Genomic DNA, 20,012 nt, shown 5'->3' on the forward strand with positions numbered 1-20,012 from the left:
CTAAGCACGCAAGTCCGACACCGGCACAAGATCCGCGGGCCCCACTCCATCCCGCCCGACGATCGCCTCGCCCACCGGCGCGTAAACGTCCGTGAAATAACCCGCCGCCCGCAGCGCACCCGCGAAATCAAAACCCCACCCGCCAAAATTCACCCGCGCGCCACCACGCCGCGCCACCAACACCACCGGACGCCCCGGATCGGCGTCCAGCACCCCCCGGAACCCCGGATCCGCCAGCAGCACCTCCCCCAGCTCACGACCACCCAACTCCACCACCACACCAGAACCCGTCGCGACCCTCGCGAAAACCCCATCCACACAATCCACCGACACAAAAACCGGATCACCCATCCCCGACCACCCAACCCCCGCCCCCCGCGTCACCTCCCTCCGCACCGCTGCCACAAAATCCCGGACATCCCCCAACCCCCGCGCCTCACCCGGCACCGGAAAAGCGAACAGACCATCCGACACCACATGCGCCAGCTCACCCAGCAACGGCCGCGCACCCTCAACGAACACACTCCCCGGCGGAACAACAGCGATAGCCAACTTGTCGAACAAGAACGGGCCGGTGTAGTCGTAGGTCTGCCACGGACCCGTCAACGCACGCAACTTCGCCACGAACTGCTCATTCGCGTCGCTCATACGCGCGGCCGTCGCCGGGTCCGTCGAACTGACTATCAGCAACGGAGGCCGGACCGGACCAGCCGTCAGCTCCTGGAACGCCGACGACTTCGCAATCAACTCAGCCGTCCGCTCAACAGCGACACCAGCCCAACTACCATCAGTCAACTCATGGAAAAAACCACCTGCGGCGAGGGTGAGGAAAAGTGCGACCGGGCGAGTACGGGCACCATCCGTCGCCGCCGCCCACGCCTGCAACCGCGGGTCCCTCTGTATATTTCCAGCGGCGTCAGTGTAAATCTCCCGCACCATACGAAGGCTATGGTCGGTCACCGGCAGCAACGCGCTTTCCAGGCTCGTGACCACTCGCCCGGACGGATACCCCATGCCGAACCTGCGGCCCTTGAAGTCGACCATCGGGCGCCACACGATGTCATCGGCGCGAACCACCGACACCGTGCGGAACCCACCACCGGCCACGACCGCCACCCCGGCCGCATCGAGACCCAACGGGCCACTCGCGGCCCCCACCGTCCGGTAGGGACCCTCACCCCGCAACGCCTCCGCGAACGCCTCCGCCTCACGGGCCTCCGCACCCGGCGAACCCGGATCGGCCCCCACCAGATAGACCGCTACTGACACGTCCGCGGCCGCGTAACGCTGGAACGCCGCTGAGACACGGACATGACCAGCAAGCGTCACACCATCAATCAGCGCACCGCCGACCAAGAACTTCCCGTTGACCCCCTTGACATAGACCATGAACGACCTGGACCGGACCGTCTTCGACGTCAAAGCCTGATGCAACGACTCCCAATACACACCGTCCGACGTCGCACCGGAATCAAAACTCACCCCACCCGCCGTAACAGCGGTCGGCACGTGCTCTGTCTCCCTCGGCACCATCACACCGGAATCAAGCCCCGCGGCGTCATCACCGCTCGCCATCGCCATCTGCGCACCAAACACCGGCCCCGCTGTCGCTCCCCCGGCGGAGGGCAATGCCGGTATCGCGGCCGAACCGGGCGCCAGCTGAGCGAACGCCGCGTTGACCTGGTCAGTCGAACTGGAACTCGGGTAGCTACCCAGCTGGGTCAGTGCCGCCTGACCGATGTCTTGGCGGGACACTGCGACTTCGATCCAGGCACCCCCCTCGACGTCACCGACGTAGCCGATGACTATCGAGTCCGGTTCGAAACGCAGGCCCAGCCGTCGCAACTGCGCGGCCGCCGCGACCAACCCCTCATTCAGCACTGCCGCCACCGCGGCGGCCCGCTGCCTGCCCCCAGGTGTTTCAACACGACCACGACCCCTGATCGTCACCCTCGGAAGCGCAGCACCATTACGCGCGGCCCACGCCGCCGCAGCACCGATCAACGCCGCCAACCTACGCACGTCATCGACCTGCCGGCCCTCGACGCTGCGACTGGACCCCGCAAAACGAACCCGCACGGAAGGGATCACGGTCGGCGCCAGATCACCCAGCATCACCTCGGGTAGTGGACCACCCTCCGGTGAGGCTTCCTCGAATCGCCCGGCGTCCTGCAGGAACCGGGCGGTTTGCGTGGAATTAACGCTGACGATTCTGGTGCCGCCGAAAACTCTGGCAGGGCCGACGATCTGCCACCATTCCTGCTTGAAAATCTCCGCCGGAGCCACCGCCCCACCAGCTGGTCTGACCATCGAAGAACAATGCCCGATGGTGATCGCAGTATCGGGGGCGGGAGCAGCGAGCCGATAGACATCGCTACCCGCCACGATCCGCGCCGCACCACTACTCATGATCGCCCAGTCACCGATGCGCAAGGGCTGATCGGTCTTCAAACCGAACACGAGCCCCTCAGGATTACCGTGCCCGAAGATAGACCACAGCCGGTTAATGCCCGCCCACGGCGACATGAAAGGAACATAGCGCGTCAACGGCGAGCCATTTCCCAGCTGCCGGTAATAGTATTGTTGCTGCAAGAACGAATCTTGCCACCCACCCAGGAACATCCAGTGGGCGTCGGATTCGTCCCGGGGGAAGAACTGTCCGTGTGTCCCCAGGGCTTCGTTGGCCATCGCGTAGGTGACCACATCCTCCGATTTCGGAAGCGACGGTGTCACCGTGTCGAACGTGCCGCCGTCCGTCACGATCGCGCCGTCTCGGGACAAGGTCACCCGTCCCGAGACATGGTGGAGCAAACGCGAGAGACCACCAACCCGCAATGCCTGGGAGAACTCGGGCACGCCTGCCGTCTCTCCACCGAGCGCGACAAGAGCAAGCGGACGATCCACGACCCCTCCCCGGCCCAGCATCGACCACAGATCGGATTCGTTGCGCAGGACACGAGCCAATGCCTCCGGAGTCAACGTCGTGGATACGCCGTCTTTCCGGATGGCACGATAGTCCGGACCGGCCACCGCACCGAAGACGAACGCCGGAACCATACCCGCAGGCCACGGCGAACTACTGTCAACCCGACTCTGCCCAGAGATAACCACATAGGTCCGCAGCCGGTCAGCGGTCGCGTTCTCCGCCCATTTCACCGCGGCCTGATAGTCCGGGGTGTCGTCTGGGTACCGCACAAACAACGCGACCAGATTGCCGTCCTTGTTCCGCAACGACTCGATCCGTAAATCGCCGGCACGCAAGTCCGACACCGGCACAAGATCCGCGGGCCCCACTCCATCCCGCCCGACGATCGCCTCGCCCACCGGCGCGTAAACGTCCGTGAAATAACCCGCCGCCCGCAGCGCACCCGCGAAATCAAAACCCCACCCGCCAAAATTCACCCGCGCGCCACCACGCCGCGCCACCAACACCACCGGACGCCCCGGATCGGCGTCCAGCACCCCCCGGAACCCCGGATCCGCCAGCAGCACCTCCCCCAGCTCACGACCACCCAACTCCAACACCACACCAGAACCCGTCGCGACCCTCGCGAAAACCCCATCCACACAATCCACCGACACAAAAACCGGATCACCCATCCCCGACCACCCAACCCCCGCCCCCCGCGTCACCTCCCTCCGCACCGCTGCCACAAAATCCCGGACATCCCCCAACCCCCGCGCCTCACCTGGCACCGGAAAAGCGAACAGACCATCCGACACCACATGCGCCAGCTCACCCAGCAACGGCCGCGCACCCTCAACGAACACACTCCCCGGCGGAACGACGACTGTGGCGTATTCGTCGAAGCTGACTGGGCCGGTGTAGTCGTAGGTCTGCCACGGACCCGTCAACGCACGCAACTTCGCCACGAACTTCTTGTTCGCGTCGCTCATACGCGCGGCCGTCGCCGGGTCCGTCGAACTGACTATCAGCAACGGAGGCCGGACCGGACCAGCCGTCAGCTCCTGGAACGCAGACGACTTCGCAATCAACTCAGCCGTCCGCTCAACAGTGGCACCAGCCCAACTACCATCAGGCATTTCGTGGAAGAAGCCACTCGCACCAAGCGAAAGGAAGAGTGCCACCGGGCGAGTACGGGCACCATCCGTCGCCGCCGCCCACGCCTGCAACCGCGGGTTCCTCTGTACATTCCCAGCGGCGTCGGTGTAGACCTCCCGCACCATACGAAGGCTATGGTCGGTCACCCGCCCCAGCGCGCCCTCCAGACTCTTCACCGCATGCCCGGACGGATACCCCATGCCGAACCGGCGACCCCGGATATCAACCATCGGGCGCCACACGATGTCATCGGCGCGAACCACCGACACCGTGCGGAACCCACCACCGGCCACGACCGCCACCCCGGCCGCATCGAGACCCAACGGGCCACTCGCGGCCCCCACCGTCCGGTAGGGACCATCACCCCGCAACGCCTCCGCGAACGCCTTCGCCTCACGGGCCTCCGCACCCGGCGAACCCGGATCGGCCCCCATCAACCGGATCGGCACAGACACGTCCGCGGCCGCGTAACGCTGGAACGCCGCTGAGACACGGACATGACCAGCAAGCGTCACACCATCAATCAGCGCACCGCCGACCAAGAACTTCCCGTTGACCCCCTTGACATAGACCATGAACGACCTGGACCGGACCGTCTTCGACGTCAAAGCCTGATGCAACGACTCCCAATACGCACCGTCCGACGTCGCACCGGAATCAAAACTCACCCCACCCGCCGTAACAGCGGTCGGCACGTGCTCTGTCTCCCTCGGCACCATCACACGGGAATCAGGACCCACTCCAGCCACGTCACCGCTCGCTCCAAGTGGCTCTCCGAGTGTCATCCCCGCTGTCGATCCGTCGGCGGAGGGCAGTGCCGGTATCGCGGCCGAACCGGGCGCCAGCTGAGCGAACGCCGCGTTCACCTGGTCGACGACACGGGGACTCGGGTCGTCAACACCCGCTCGGGCCAGGGTTGTCTGGCCGAGGTCCTGCTGGGGCAGGGTGACTTCGATCTCGGCGATCCCCGCCACGACACCGGCATAACCGACGGCTATCGAATCCGGCTCGAAAGACAAACCCAGCCGCCGCAACTGCGCCGCCGCCGCGACCAACCCCTCATACAGCACCGCCGCCACCGCGGCCGCCCGCTGCCTGCCCACAGAAGTTTCAACACGACCACGACCCCTGATCGTCACCCTCGGAAACCCAGCACCATGACGCCCAGCCCACGCCGCAGCAGCACCCAACAACCCCGCCAACCTACGCACGCTGGCGGCATCCGCCCCCGCCAAGAAACTCAACCCCACAAAACGAACCTGCACCCAAGGGATCACGGTCGGCGCCAATTCACCCAGCTCCACCTCGGGCAGCGGACCACCCTCCGGCCAAGCTTCCACGAATCGCCCGTCAGCTACCGACCGAACCGCGTTCTGGGTCTTAATTACGACAAGGTTTGTAGAACCGAAAACCCTGGCGGGGCCGATGATCTGCCGCCATTCCTGCTTGAAGATCTCCGCCGGAGTCGCGGTCCCATCATCAGGTTTGACCATCGACGAACACTGACCGATCAAGACCGCTGAATCGGGGGCGGGGCTGGCGAGCCGATAGACATCACTACCCGCCACGATCCGCGCGGCGCCACTGCCCAAGACCACCCTGTCGCCGATGTGCAACGGATGATCGGTCTTCAAACCGAACACGAGCCCCTCAGAATTACCATGCCCAGCGAGACCCCACATCCGGCGAATACCCGCCCAAGGCGAGACGACAGGAACGTGGAGCGTTACCGCTGAGCCATTTCCCAGCTGCCGGTAGTAGTACTGTTGTTGTAAGACTGAATCTTGTCGCGCGGTTTGGAACATCCAGTGGGCGTCGAATTCGTCCCGGGGGAAGAACTGTCCGTGTGTGCCCAGGACTTCGTTGGTCATCGCGTAGGTGACCACGTGCTCAGGCTCCGGCAACGGCGCCGCGATCGTGCCGAAACGGCCTTCGATCCCGATAGCGCCATCGGGCGACAGCATCACCCTGCCGCTCGTGTGATGGACAAGACGAGAGATCCCACCAGGCAACAACGACCGCGAGAACTCGACCGGTCCCTCCGTTCCGCCGTTGAGCGCGATCAAGGCCAGCGACCGATCCAGCGAGTCACCCCGGCCCAGCATCAACCGCAGCTCAGGTTCGTTGCGCAGGACACGAGCCAGCATCTCCGGAGTCAACGTCACGAACACGCCGTCTTTCCGGATCGCACGATAACCCCGACCGGCCACCGCACCCAAGACGAACGCCGGAACGTCCAGCCACGGCGAATTCGCGGCAACCGTAGTAGAGCCGGTGACAGACAGATAGGTCCGCAGCCGGTCATCGGTCGCGTTCACCGCCCACTCCACCGCAGCCCGATAAGCCTGATCATCACCGGGATACCGCACGAACAACGCGACCGGCTTATCAAGCCGATTCCACAACACCTCGAGTTCCAGATCCCCGGCCCGCAACTCCGAAACCATCACCAACGCATCAGCAGCACCCACACCACTGATCCGGTCCCGCTCAACAGTCACATCATTCACCGTCGCATAAACATCCACGAACAAATCCGCCGCACGCAAAGCACCCGCGAAATCGTAGGCCAGCCCACCGATATTCACCCATGCCGGCCCGCCCGGCTCGCCACCAGCACAACCCCCCGACCAGGATCAGCGGTCAACAACCCCAAGAACCCGTTGTCGTCAACCAACATCTGCCCCAGCTCACGACCACCGACCTCAAGCACCACACCATCTCCGGTCGAAACCCGGGCGAAACTCCCATCCGGAGAATCAACGATCACCACCACCGGCGGCCTGGCGCCGAACACAGGCAACCCAGCCAAACTCACCGACCCACTACCCACAGCCCCAACAAGATCCCGCAAAACCGCGGACTCCGCCGCCAGCCCCCGAACACCACCCGGCACAGGAAAACCGATCACACTCCCCGACCCCACATACGCCAACTCCCCCAACGACAACGGCCCACCCTCAACAAACACACTCCCCGGCGGGACGACGCCAACAGCGTAACCGTCGAACTCGAACATGCCGGTGTAGTCGTAGGTCTGCCACGGACCCGTCAACGCACGCAACTTCGCCACGAACTTCTTGTTCGCGTCGCTCATACTCACGGCCGTCGCCGGGTCCGTCGAACTGACTATCAGCAACGGAGGCCGGACCGGACCAGCCGTCAGCTCCTGGAACGCCGACGACTTCGCAATCAACTCAGCCGTCCGCTCAACAGTGGCACCAGCCCAACTACCATCAGTCAACTCATGGAAGAAACCACCATTACGAAGCGAAAGGAAAAGCGCCACCGGGCGAGTGCGGGCACCATCCGTCGCCGCCGCCCACGCCTGCATCCGCGGAACACCCTTCACCTTACCGGCGGCATCGATGTGGATCTCTGAGAGTATACGAAGGCTATGGTCGGTCACCTGCGACGGAGCGCGCTCGATGCTCTTGATCTGCTTCGAGGACGGATACCCCATGCCGAACCTTCGGCCCTTGAAATCGATCATCGGGCGCCACACGATGTCATCGGGACGAACCACCGAAACCGTATAGAACCCGCCCGCCACGACCGCCACCCCAGCCGCGTCGAGACTCAGCGGACCGGTCGCCATGCTCACCGTCCGGTAGGGACCATGACCCCGCAACGCCTCAGCGAACGCTTCCGGCTCACGCCACTCCGCGCCTAGAGACCGGGGATCAAGACCCACCAACAGAACCGGCACGGACACGTCCGTGACATGGCGACGGAACACTGACGAGTCGCGGACATGACGAGCGAGCGTCACACCGTCAATCAGTACACCGTCGACCAAGAATTTTCCGCTAGCCCCCCTGACATAGACCATGAACGAATTCGCCGGAACCGTCCCCGGCGTCAAAGCCTGATGCAACGACTCCCAATACGCACCATCCGACGTCACACCGGAATCAAAGCTCACCCCACCCGCCGTAGCCGCCGTCGGAGCGTGCTCCGTTCCCCTCGGCACCATCACACCGGAATCAGGACCCACGGCGTCATCACCGCGCGTCACCCCAGCAACCGCTCCACTGGCGGAGGACAATGCCGGTATCGCAGCCGAACCGGGCGCCAGCTGAGCGAACGCCGCATTGACCCGGTCAATCGAACTAGGCCACGGCTCGTCAACACCCGCTCGGGCCAGGGTTGTCTGGCCGAGGTCCTGCTGGGGCAGGGTGACTTCGATCTCGGCGATCCCCGCCACGACACCGGCATAACCGACGGCTATCGAATCCGGCTCGAAAGACAAACCCAGCCGCCGCAACTGCGCCGCCGCCGCGACCAACCCCTCATACAGCACCGCCGCCACCGCGGCCGCCCGCTGCCTGCCCACAGAAGTTTCAACACGACCACGACCCCTGATCGTCACCCTCGGAAACCCAGCACCATGACGCCCGGCCCACGCCGCAGCAGCACCCAACAACCCCGCCAACCTACGCACATCCTCGACCTGCTGGCCCCCGAAAGTGCGACTCGACCCCACAAAACGAATTCGCTCGGAAGGGATCACGGTCGGCGCCAGATCAGCCAGCTTCACCTCAGGCAGCGGACCACCCTCCGGCAAGACCTCCACGTACCGGCCATCGTCCCTGACGTAGCGAACAGCATTTGTGGAACTAAGTTCGACGATGTTGGTGCCGCCGAAGACCCTGGCGGGGCCGATGATCTGCCGCCATTCCTGCTGGAAAATCTCCGCCGGAGTCGCGGTCCCACCACGGGGCTTGACCATCGACGAGCAGTAGTCAAGCAGAATCGCGGTATCCGGGGCGGGACTGGCGAGCCGATAGACATCACTACCCGCCACGATCCGCGCGGCACCACTACCCAGGAACACCCAATCGCCGATATGCAAAGGCTGATCGGTCTTCAAACCGAACTTGAGCCCCTTAGAATTACCATGCCCGTCAAGAGACCACAGGCGCCGAATGCCCGCCCACGGTGAGACGAAGGGAACATGACGGGCCACCGATGAGCCATTACCCAGTTTCCGGTAATAGTACTGTTGCTGCAAGAACGAATCCTGCCCCCCGGCCTGGAACATAAAGTGGGCGTCGAATTCGTCCAGTGGGAAGAACTGTCCGTGTGTCCCCAGGATTTCGTTGGCCTTCGCGTAGGTGACGACGTGCTCGGGCTTCGGCAACGGCGCCCGGACCGTGGCGAAGCGGCCGCCAATCCCGATGGCGCCGTCTTCCGACAGCACCACCCGGCCGCTTTGATGGTGGACGAGACGAGAGATCCCGCCGGCCAGCAACGATCGGGAAAACTCGGCTGGCCCCTCCGCGCCACCGTTGAGCGCGACAAGAGCCAGCGGGCGATCCCAGACATTACCCCGGCCCAGCATTGATCGCAGATCGGGTTCATTCCGCAAAACCCGGCCCAGAACCGCCGGCGTCAACTGCTGGACCGCCCCATCACGCCGAATCCCCTGATAGCCGTCCACCCCCACCCCGCCCAGCACGAACGCCGGAACCATACCCGCAGGCCACGGCGAATTCTCGACAACCGCAGTAGAGCCCACGAGAGACGAGTAGGTCCGCAGCCGGTCAGCGGTCGCGTTCTCCGCCCATTTCACCGCGGCCTGATAGTCCGGGGTGTCGTCTGGGTACCGCACAAACAACGCGACCAGATTGCCGTCCTTGTTCCGCAACGACTCGATCCGTAAATCGCCGGCACGCAAGTCCGACACCGGCACAAGATCCGCGGGCCCCACTCCATCCCGCCCGACGATCGCCTCGCCCACCGGCGCGTAAACGTCCGTGAAATAACCCGCCGCCCGCAGCGCACCCGCGAAATCAAAACCCCACCCGCCAAAATTCACCCGCGCGCCACCACGCCGCGCCACCAACACCACCGGACGCCCCGGATCGGCGTCCAGCACCCCCCGGAACCCCGGATCCGCCAGCAGCACCTCCCCCAGCTCACGACCACCCAACTCCACCACCACACCAGAACCCGTCGCGACCCTCGCGAAAACCCCATCCACACAATCCACCGACACAAAAACGGGATCACTCCTCCCTGCCTGCCAGAACGCCACTCCCCGCGCCGCTGCGTCCCTTCTCACCGCTGCCACAAAATCCCGGACATCCCCCACCGCCTGCGCCTCACCTGGCACCGGAAAAGCGAACAGACCATCCGACACCACATGCGCCAGCTCACCCAGCAACGGCCGGGCACCCTCAACGAACACACTCCCCGGCGGAACGACGACTGTGGCGAATTCGTCGAAGCTGACTGGGCCGGTGTAGTCGTAGGTCTGCCACGGACCCGTCAACGCACGCAACTTCGCCACGAACTTCTTGTTCGCGTCGCTCATACGCGCGGCCGTCGCCGGGTCCGTCGAACTGACTATCAGCAACGGAGGCCGGACCGGACCAGCCGTCAGCTCCTGGAACGCCGACGACTTCGCAATCAACTCAGCCGTCCGCTCCGGACCCGCAGCCGCCCAGCCACCATCGGACATTTCGTGGAAGAAGCCACTCGCACCAAGCGAAAGGAAAAGCGCCACCGGGCGAGTACGGGCACCATCCGTCGCCGCCGCCCACGCCTGCATATGCGGAACTTTCCGCACAGCACCGGCAGCGTCGGTATGAATCTCCCGGACCATACGAAGGCTGTGATCAGTCACCCGCCCCGACGCGCCCTCCAGACTCTGCGCCGCGTACCCGGACGGATACCCCATGCCGAACCTGCGACCCCGGATATCAACCATCGGGCGCCACACGATGTCATCGGGACGAGCCACCGACACCGTGCGGAACCCACCACCGGCCACGACCGCCACCCCGGCCGCATCGAGACCCAACGGGCCACTCGCGGCCCCCACCGTCCGATACCGACCATCACCCCGCAACGCCTCCGCGAACGCCTCCGCCTCACGGGCCTCCGCACCCGGCGAACCCGGATCGGCCCCCACCAGAGACACCGGCACAGACACATTCGCAGCCGCGTAATGCTGAAACACCGGCGAAACACGGACATGACCAGCGAGCGTCACACCATCAATCACCGCACCGCCGACCAAGAACTTCCCGTTGACCCCCTTGACATAGACCATGAACGAATTCGCCGCAGCCGTCCCCGGCGTCAAAGCCTGATGCAACGACTCCCAATACGCACCATCCGACGTCACACCGGAATCAAAACTCACCCCACCCGCCGTAGCCGCCGTCGGAGCATGCGCCGCCCCCCTCGGCACCTCCGGCACCGTCACGGCGACCGAAACAAGCGCCGGATTCCCGTGCAGCACGAAAACCTCGGGCAAATCACCACCAGCCAGCTCCGCCCACAAAAGATCCGCAACCACCTGCGCGTCCCGCCGCACACCGGTGATCTCCACCCTCGGCACCGGCAACCCATCAACCCGCTGATACCCCACCATCACCCGCAGGGCCGCAGCCAGCCTCCGCAAATCCTCCCGATCATCAGGATCAGGCAAGAACGCCCGCACCGGATCGACCACATAACTCCAAGACAAACCCAACTCGGCCTTCGCCTCCACACGACCCAACCCAGCGCCAGGACCACGCGGCCGCCCCTGCTCCGCCCTCACAGTGTCAGGCACCAGCCCTGCCACGTCACCGCTCGCTCCAAGTGGCTCTCCGAGTGTCATCCCCGCTGTCGATCCGTCGGCGGAGGGCAGTGCCGGTATCGCGGTCGAGCCGGGCGCCAGCTGAGCGAACGCCGCGTTCACCTGGTCAGTGGCAGGCAGACTTCGGTAGTCACGAACCAGCCGGGTCAGGGTTGTCTGGCCGAGGTCCTGCTGGGGCAGGGTGACTTCGATCTCGGCGATCCCCGCCACGACACCGGCATAACCGACGGCTATCGAATCCGGCTCGAAAGACAAACCCAGCCGCCGCAACTGCGCCGCCGCCGCGACCAACCCCTCATACAGCACCGCCGCCACCGCGGCCGCCCGCTGCCTGCCCACAGAAGTTTCAACACGACCACGACCCCTGATCGTCACCCTCGGAAACCCAGCACCATGACGCCCAGCCCACGCCGCAGCAGCACCCAACAACCCCGCCAACCTACGCACATCCTCGACCTGCTGGCCCCCGAAAGTGCGACTCGACCCCACAAAACGAATTCGCTCGGAAGGGATCGCAGTCGGCGCCAGATCAGCCAGCTTCACCTCAGGCAGCGGACCACCCTCCGGCAAGACCTCCACGTACCGGCCGGCGTCCAGCACTGACCGAACAGCATTTGTGGAATTCAGTTCGACGATGTTGGTGCCGCCGAAGACCCTGGCGGGGCCGATGATCTGCCGCCATTCCTGCTTGAAGATCTCCGCCGGAGTCGCGGTCCCATCATCAGGTTTGACCATCGACGAACACTGACCGATCAAGACCGCTGAATCGGGGGCGGGGCTGGCGAGCCGATAGACATCACTACCCGCCACGATCCGCGCGGCGCCACTGCCCAAGACCACCCTGTCGCCGATGTGCAACGGATGATCGGTCTTCAAACCGAACGTGATCCCCTCAGAATTACCATGCCCAGCGAGACCCCACATCCGGCGAATACCCGCCCAAGGCGAGACGAAAGGAACGTAGCGTGTGATCGGCGAACTCTGACTCGTCTGCCGGTAGTAGTACTGTTGTTGTAAGACTGAATCTTGTCGCGCGGTTTGGAACATCCAGTGGGCGTCGAATTCGTCCCGGGGGAAGAACTGTCCGTGTGTGCCCAGGACTTCGTTGGTCATCGCGTAGGTGACCACGTGCTCAGGCTCCGGCAACGGCGCCGCGATCGTGCCGAAACGGCCTTCGATCCCGATAGCGCCATCGGGCGACAGCATCACCCTGCCGCTCGTGTGATGGACAAGACGAGAGATCCCACCAGGCAACAACGACCGCGAGAACTCGACCGGTCCCTCCGTTCCGCCGTTGAGCGCGATCAAGGCCAGCGACCGATCCAGCGAGTCACCCCGGCCCAGCATCAACCGCAGCTCAGGTTCGTTGCGCAGGACACGAGCCAGCATCTCCGGAGTCAACGTCACGAACACGCCGTCTTTCCGGATCGCACGATAACCCCGACCGGCCACCGCACCCAAGACGAACGCCGGAACGTCCAGCCACGGCGAATTCGCGGCAACCGTAGTAGAGCCGGTGACAGACAGATAGGTCCGCAGCCGGTCATCGGTCGCGTTCACCGCCCACTCCACCGCAGCCCGATAAGCCTGATCATCACCGGGATACCGCACGAACAACGCGACCGGCTTATCAAGCCGATTCCACAACACCTCGAGTTCCAGATCCCCGGCCCGCAACTCCGAAACCATCACCAACGCATCAGCAGCACCCACACCACTGATCCGGTCCCGCTCAACAGTCACATCATTCACCGTCGCATAAACATCCACGAACAAATCCGCCGCACGCAAAGCACCCGCGAAATCGTAGGCCAGCCCACCGATATTCACCCGCCGGCCCGCCCGGCTCGCCACCAGCACAACCCCCCGACCAGGATCAGCGGTCAACAACCCCAAGAACCCGTTGTCGTCAACCAACATCTGCCCCAGCTCACGACCACCGACCTCAAGCACCACACCATCTCCGGTCGAAACCCGGGCGAAACTCCCATCCGGAGAATCAACGATCACCACCACCGGCGGCCTGGCGCCGAACACAGGCAACCCAGCCAAACTCACCGACCCACTACCCACAGCCCCAACAAGATCCCGCAAAACCGCGGACTCCGCCGCCAGCCCCCGAACACCACCCGGCACAGGAAAACCGATCACACTCCCCGACCCCACATACGCCAACTCCCCCAACGACAACGGCCCACCCTCAACAAACACACCCCCCCGCGGGACGACGCCAACAGCGTAACCGTCGAACTCGAACGGGCCGGTGTAGTCGTAGGTCTGCCACGGACCCGTCAACGCACGCAACTTCGCCACGAACTGCTTGTTCGCGTCGCTCATACTCACGGCCGTCGCCGGGTCCGTCGAACTGACTATCAGCAACGGAGGCCGGACCGGACCAGCCGTCAGCTCCTGGAACGCAGACGACTTCGCAATCAACTCAGCCGTCCGCTCAACAGTGGCACCAGCCCAACTACCATCAGTCAACTCATGGAAGAAACCACCATTACGAAGCGAAAGGAAAAGCGCCACCGGGCGAGTGCGGGCACCATCCGTCGCCGCCGCCCACGCCTGCATCCGCGGGTCCCTCTTTACCTTCCCAGCGGCGTCAGTGTAGACCTCCCCGACCACACGAAGGCCATGGTCGGTCACCCGTCCCGACCCGCGCTCCAGACTCTTCAGCGCGTACCCGGACGGATACCCCATGCCGAACCGGCGACCCCGGATATCAACCATCGGGCGCCACACGATGTCATCGGCGCGAATCACCGACACCGTGTAGAACACACCACCACCCGCCACGACAGCCACCCCAGCCGCATCGAGCTCCAGCGGGCCACTCCCCGTACTCACCGTCCGATACCGACCATCACCCCGCAACGCCTCCGCGAACGCCTCCGCCTCAGGGGCCTCCGCACCCGGCGAACCCGGATCGGCCCCCACCAGAGACACCGGCACAGACACATCCGCAGCCGCGTAACTCCGGAACGCCGCCGAAACACGGACATGACCAGCAAGCGTCACACCATCAATCACCGCACCGCCGACCAAGAACTTCCCGTTGACCCCCTTGACATAGACCATGAACGAATTCGCCGCAGCCGTCCCCGGCGTCAAAGCCTGATGCAACGACTCCCAATACGCACCATCCGACGTCACACCGGAATCAAAACTCACCCCACCCGCCGTAGCCGCCGTCGGAGCATGCGCCGTTCCCCTCGGCACCATCACACCGGAATCAGGCCCCACGGCGTCATCACCGCGCGTCACCTCAGCAATCGCTCCCCTGGCGGAGGACAATGCCGGTATCGCAGCCGAACCGGGCGCCAGCTGAGCGAACGCCGCGTTGACCTGGTCGACGACAGTGGGACTCTGACGGTTGCCAACCAGCCGGGCCAGGGTTGTCTGGCCGAGGTCCTGCTGGGGCAGGGTGACTTCGATCTCGGCGATCCCCGCCACGACACCGGCATAACCGACGGCTATCGAATCCGGCTCGAAAGACAAACCCAGCCGCCGCAACTGCGCCGCCGCCACGACCAACCCCTCATACAACACCGCCGCCACCGCGGCCGCCCGCTGCCTGCCCACAGAAGTTTCAACACGACCACGACCCCTGATCGTCACCCTCGGAAACCCAGCACCATGACGCCCGGCCCACGCCGCAGCAGCACCCAACAACCCCGCCAACCTACGCACATCCTCGACCTGCTGGCCCCCCAAAGTGCGACTCGACCCCACAAAACGAACCCGCTCGGAAGGGATCACGGTCGGCGCCAGATCAGCCAGCTTCACCTCAGGCAGCGGACCACCCTCCGGCAAGACCTCCACGTACCGGCCATCGTCCCTGACCGACCGAACTGCGTTCTGGGAATTGATCCCGACGGATCTGGTGGCACCGAAGACCCTGGCGGGGCCGACGATCTGCCACCATTCCCGCTGGAAAACCTCCGCCGGAGCCGCGGTCCCACCACTAGGCCTGACCATCGACGAACACTGACCGATCAAGACCGCTGAATCGGGGGCGGGGCTGGCGAGCCGATAAACATCACTACCCGCCACAATCCGCGCGGCACCACTACTGACGTTCATCGAGTCGCCGATATGCAAAGGCTGATCGGTCTTCAAACCGAACACGATCCCCTTAGAATTCCCATGCCCGTCAAGAGCCCATAACCGCCGATTGCCTGCCCACGGCGACACGAAAGGAACCTGACGCGTGATCGACCGCCCCCGGCTTGCCTCTCGGTAATAGTACTGTTGCTGCAAGAACGAATCCTGCCACGCGGCCAGGAACATAAAGTGGGCTTCTTGTTCGTCTCGCGGGAAGAACTGTCCGCGCGTTCCCAATATTTCATTGGCCATCGCGTAGGTGACGACGTGCTCAGGCTTCGGCAACGGCGCCCGGACCGTGCCGAAACGGCCATCAGTCGTGACAGCGCCGTCTTCCGACAGCAGCACCCGGCCGCTTTGATGGTGGACGAGACGAGAGATCCCGCCGGCCAGCAACGATCGGGAAAACTCGGCTGGCCCCTCCGCGCCACCGTTGAGCGCGACAAGAGCCAGCGGGCGATCCCAGCTCTTGCCTCGACCCTGGCCCAGCATTGATCGCAGATCGGGTTCATTCCGCAAAACCCGGCCCAGAACCGCCGGCGTCAACTGCTGGACCGCCCCATCACGCCGAATCCCCTGATAGCCGTCCACCCCCACCCCGCCCAGCACGAACGCCGGAACCATACCCGCAGGCCACGGCGAATTCTCGACAACCGCAGTAGAGCCCACGAGAGACGAGTAGGTCCGCAGCCGGTCAGCGGTCGCGTTCTCCGCCCATTTCACCGCGGCCTGATAGTCCGGGGTGTCGTCTGGGTACCGCACAAACAACGCGACCAGATTGCCGTCCTTGTTCCGCAACGACTCGATCCGTAAATCGCCGGCACGCAAGTCCGACACCGGCACAAGATCCGCGGGCCCCACTCCATCCCGCCCGACGATCGCCTCGCCCACCGGCGCGTAAACGTCCGTGAAATAACCCGCCGCCCGCAGCGCACCCGCGAAATCAAAACCCCACCCGCCAAAATTCACCCGCGCGCCACCACGCCGCGCCACCAACACCACCGGACGCCCCGGATCGGCGTCCAGCACCCCCCGGAACCCCGGATCCGCCAGCAGCACCTCCCCCAGCTCACGACCACCCAACTCCAACACCACACCAGAACCCGTCGCGACCCTCGCGAAAACCCCATCCACACAATCCACCGACACAAAAACCGGATCACCCATCCCCGACCACCCAACCCCCGCCCCCCGCGTCACCTCCCTCCGCACCGCTGCCACAAAATCCCGGACATCCCCCAACCCCCGCGCCTCACCTGGCACCGGAAAAGCGAACAGACCATCCGACACCACATGCGCCAGCTCACCCAGCAACGGCCGCGCACCCTCAACGAACACACTCCCCGGCGGAACAACGACTGTGGCGTAATTGTCGAGCTCGACTGGGCCGGTGTAGTCGTAGGTCTGCCACGGACCCGTCAACGCACGCAACTTCGCCACGAACTTCTTGTTCGCGTCGCTCATACGCGCGGCCGTCGCCGGGTCCGTCGAACTGACTATCAGCAACGGAGGCCGGACCGGACCAGCCGTCAGCTCCTGGAACGCCGACGACTTCGCAATCAACTCAGCCGTCCGCTCCGGACCCGCAGCCGCCCAGCCACCATCGGACATTTCGTGGAAGAAGCCACTCGCACCAAGCGAAAGGAAAAGCGCCACCGGGCGAGTACGGGCACCATCCGTCGCCGCCGCCCACGCCTGCATATGCGGAACTTTCCGCACAGCACCGGCAGCGTCGGTATGAATCTCCCGGACCATACGAAGGCTGTGATCAGTCACCCGCCCCGACGCGCCCTCCAGACTCTGCGCCGCGTACCCGGACGGATACCCCATGCCGAACCTGCGACCCCGGATATCAACCATCGGGCGCCACACGATGTCATCGGGACGAGCCACCGACACCGTGCGGAACCCACCACCGGCCACGACCGCCACCCCGGCCGCATCGAGACCCAACGGGCCACTCGCGGCCCCCACCGTCCGATACCGACCATCACCCCGCAACGCCTCCGCGAACGCCTCCGCCTCACGGGCCTCCGCACCCGGCGAACCCGGATCGGCCCCCACCAGAGACACCGGCACAGACACATTCGCAGCCGCGTAATGCTGAAACACCGGCGAAACACGGACATGACCAGCGAGCGTCACACCATCAATCACCGCACCGCCGACCAAGAACTTCCCGTTGACCCCCTTGACATAGACCATGAACGAATTCGCCGCAGCCGTCCCCGGCGTCAAAGCCTGATGCAACGACTCCCAATACGCACCATCCGACGTCACACCGGAATCAAAACTCACCCCACCCGCCGTAGCCGCCGTCGGAGCATGCGCCGCCCCCCTCGGCACCTCCGGCACCGTCACGGCGACCGAAACAAGCGCCGGATTCCCGTGCAGCACGAAAACCTCGGGCAAATCACCACCAGCCAGCTCCGCCCACAAAAGATCCGCAACCACCTGCGCGTCCCGCCGCACACCGGTGATCTCCACCCTCGGCACCGGCAACCCATCAACCCGCTGATACCCCACCATCACCCGCAGGGCCGCAGCCAGCCTCCGCAAATCCTCCCGATCATCAGGATCAGGCAAGAACGCCCGCACCGGATCGACCACATAACTCCAAGACAAACCCAACTCGGCCTTCGCCTCCACACGACCCAACCCAGCGCCAAGGCCACGCGGCCGCCCCTGCTCCGCCTCACCCGCAACAGGCCGAGAACCCGAAGGCACAGCATCATCGGGCGCCAGTTTCGCGAACGACTTCTCAAGCTGGTGGATGACTTCGTCAGCGGGGTAGGCGGTGCCGATACGAGCCAGCGCCGACTGGCCGAGATCGTTCGCGGGAAGCCAGACCTCGATCTCGACGGTCTCGCTGTCGCCGGCCGCCGCAAGCACACCCCTCACCTCGACTGGTATCCCGTCAGGGTGGACGCTCAAGCCAAGTCTGCCTAATTGCACCGCCTCCACACCGAGTTCGGTCCGGTACACCGCAGCGACCGAGCGGGCGCGCACCACGCTCAGATCCGGGCGAGTGTGACCAGAGCCGGTTATCTTCACCCGCGGTGGTTCAACGCCGTTGCGCACGAGCCAAGCCGCGACCCGAGCGACCTGGCGTGCGGACTTGCGCACCGCGCTGACATCCGGCCCCGGCATGGTGTGGCTGTCGCCGCCGAAATGGATCCGCACGGTGGCGATCGCGTCCGGCGCGAGGTCCCGCAGCGGGACCTCAGGCATCGGGCCGTTGCCAGGCAGGGCTTCGACAAGCATCCCGCCGGGATCAAGGGTCCGGACTGCAGTGTAGGCGTTCACGTTGACGGAGTCAGTGCCACCGAAAACCTTGGCGGGACCCACGATCTGCCGCCATTCCGCTTTGAAGATCGCAGCGGTGGTGGGTTGACCTCCGGCCGTAGCGGCCATCGAGTCGCACTGGCCGAGGAAGATCGGCGTATTCGGCGCGAGGCCGGCCGCGCGGTAGATGTCGGTGCCGGCCACGAGCTGCGCGGCGCCTCTCCTGAGTACCGCGTAGTCCCCGATGTGCAGCGGCCGGTCAGTCCTCAGGGCGAACAACAGTCCCTTACGGTTCCCATGCCCGTCGAGCGCCCAGGGCTCAGTCGCGCTGCCTGCGGAGGGCGCGAGCATCGGAACATGAACCGAGTCTTGCTGACCATTCTTCGCTCGGTAAAGGTAGTACTGCCGCCGTATGGCCGATTCGTGCCGCCCCGACGAGACCATGTGATGTGCATCGATCTCGTCCAGTGGGAAGAACTGTCCGTGAGTGCCCAGTGCTTCGTTGGCGAGCGCGTAGGTGACCACGTCCTCCGGCCCCGGCAGAGGCGCCATCACGGTGCTGAACGTGCTGCCGTTCGTCGCGATCCAGCCATCACCCGACAAGGTCACGGGTCCCGAAAGATGATGAAGCTGACGCGAGAACCCGCCGGCCAGCAACGCATCAGAGAACTCGAACGCATCTGTCACCCGCCCATCAAGCGTGACAAGCGCGAGCGGACGGTTCTTGACACTGCCCCGGCCCAGCATCGACCGCAGATCAGGCTCGTTACGCAGCACCTGCCCCAAGACCGCCGATGTCAGCTGCTGCACCACACCGTCACGCCGGACCGCGTGATAACCATCGGCACCGGCCCCACCGAACACGAAAGCCGGCACCATGGTGTCCGGCCACGGCGAATTACTGGCAGCCTGGCGCGGATTCGAACTAGCCAGATAAGTCCTCAGCCGGTCGGCGGTCGCGTT

General features: G+C 64.7%; 2 protein-coding genes (1 of these 2 running past the window's edge). Both read right to left on the reverse strand.

The window, feature by feature from the left end:
• The gene (locus AB5J62_RS24170; protein WP_370942209.1) at positions 1-6,651 is read right to left on the reverse strand and encodes a hypothetical protein; all 6,651 of its coding nucleotides are present in this window, start codon (positions 6,649-6,651) and stop codon (positions 1-3) included.
• On the reverse strand, positions 6,648-20,012 hold the final stretch of the coding sequence (locus tag AB5J62_RS24175; protein WP_370942210.1) for a hypothetical protein. The gene runs 23,589 nt beyond the window's last position; only the last 13,365 of its 36,954 coding nucleotides appear in the window; the start codon falls outside the window, past its right edge; it ends in the stop codon at positions 6,648-6,650. The genes AB5J62_RS24170 and AB5J62_RS24175 overlap by 4 nt, the downstream gene beginning before the upstream one ends.

The sequence above is a fragment of the Amycolatopsis sp. cg5 genome (assembly GCF_041346955.1).
Lineage (GTDB): Bacteria > Actinomycetota > Actinomycetes > Mycobacteriales > Pseudonocardiaceae > Amycolatopsis.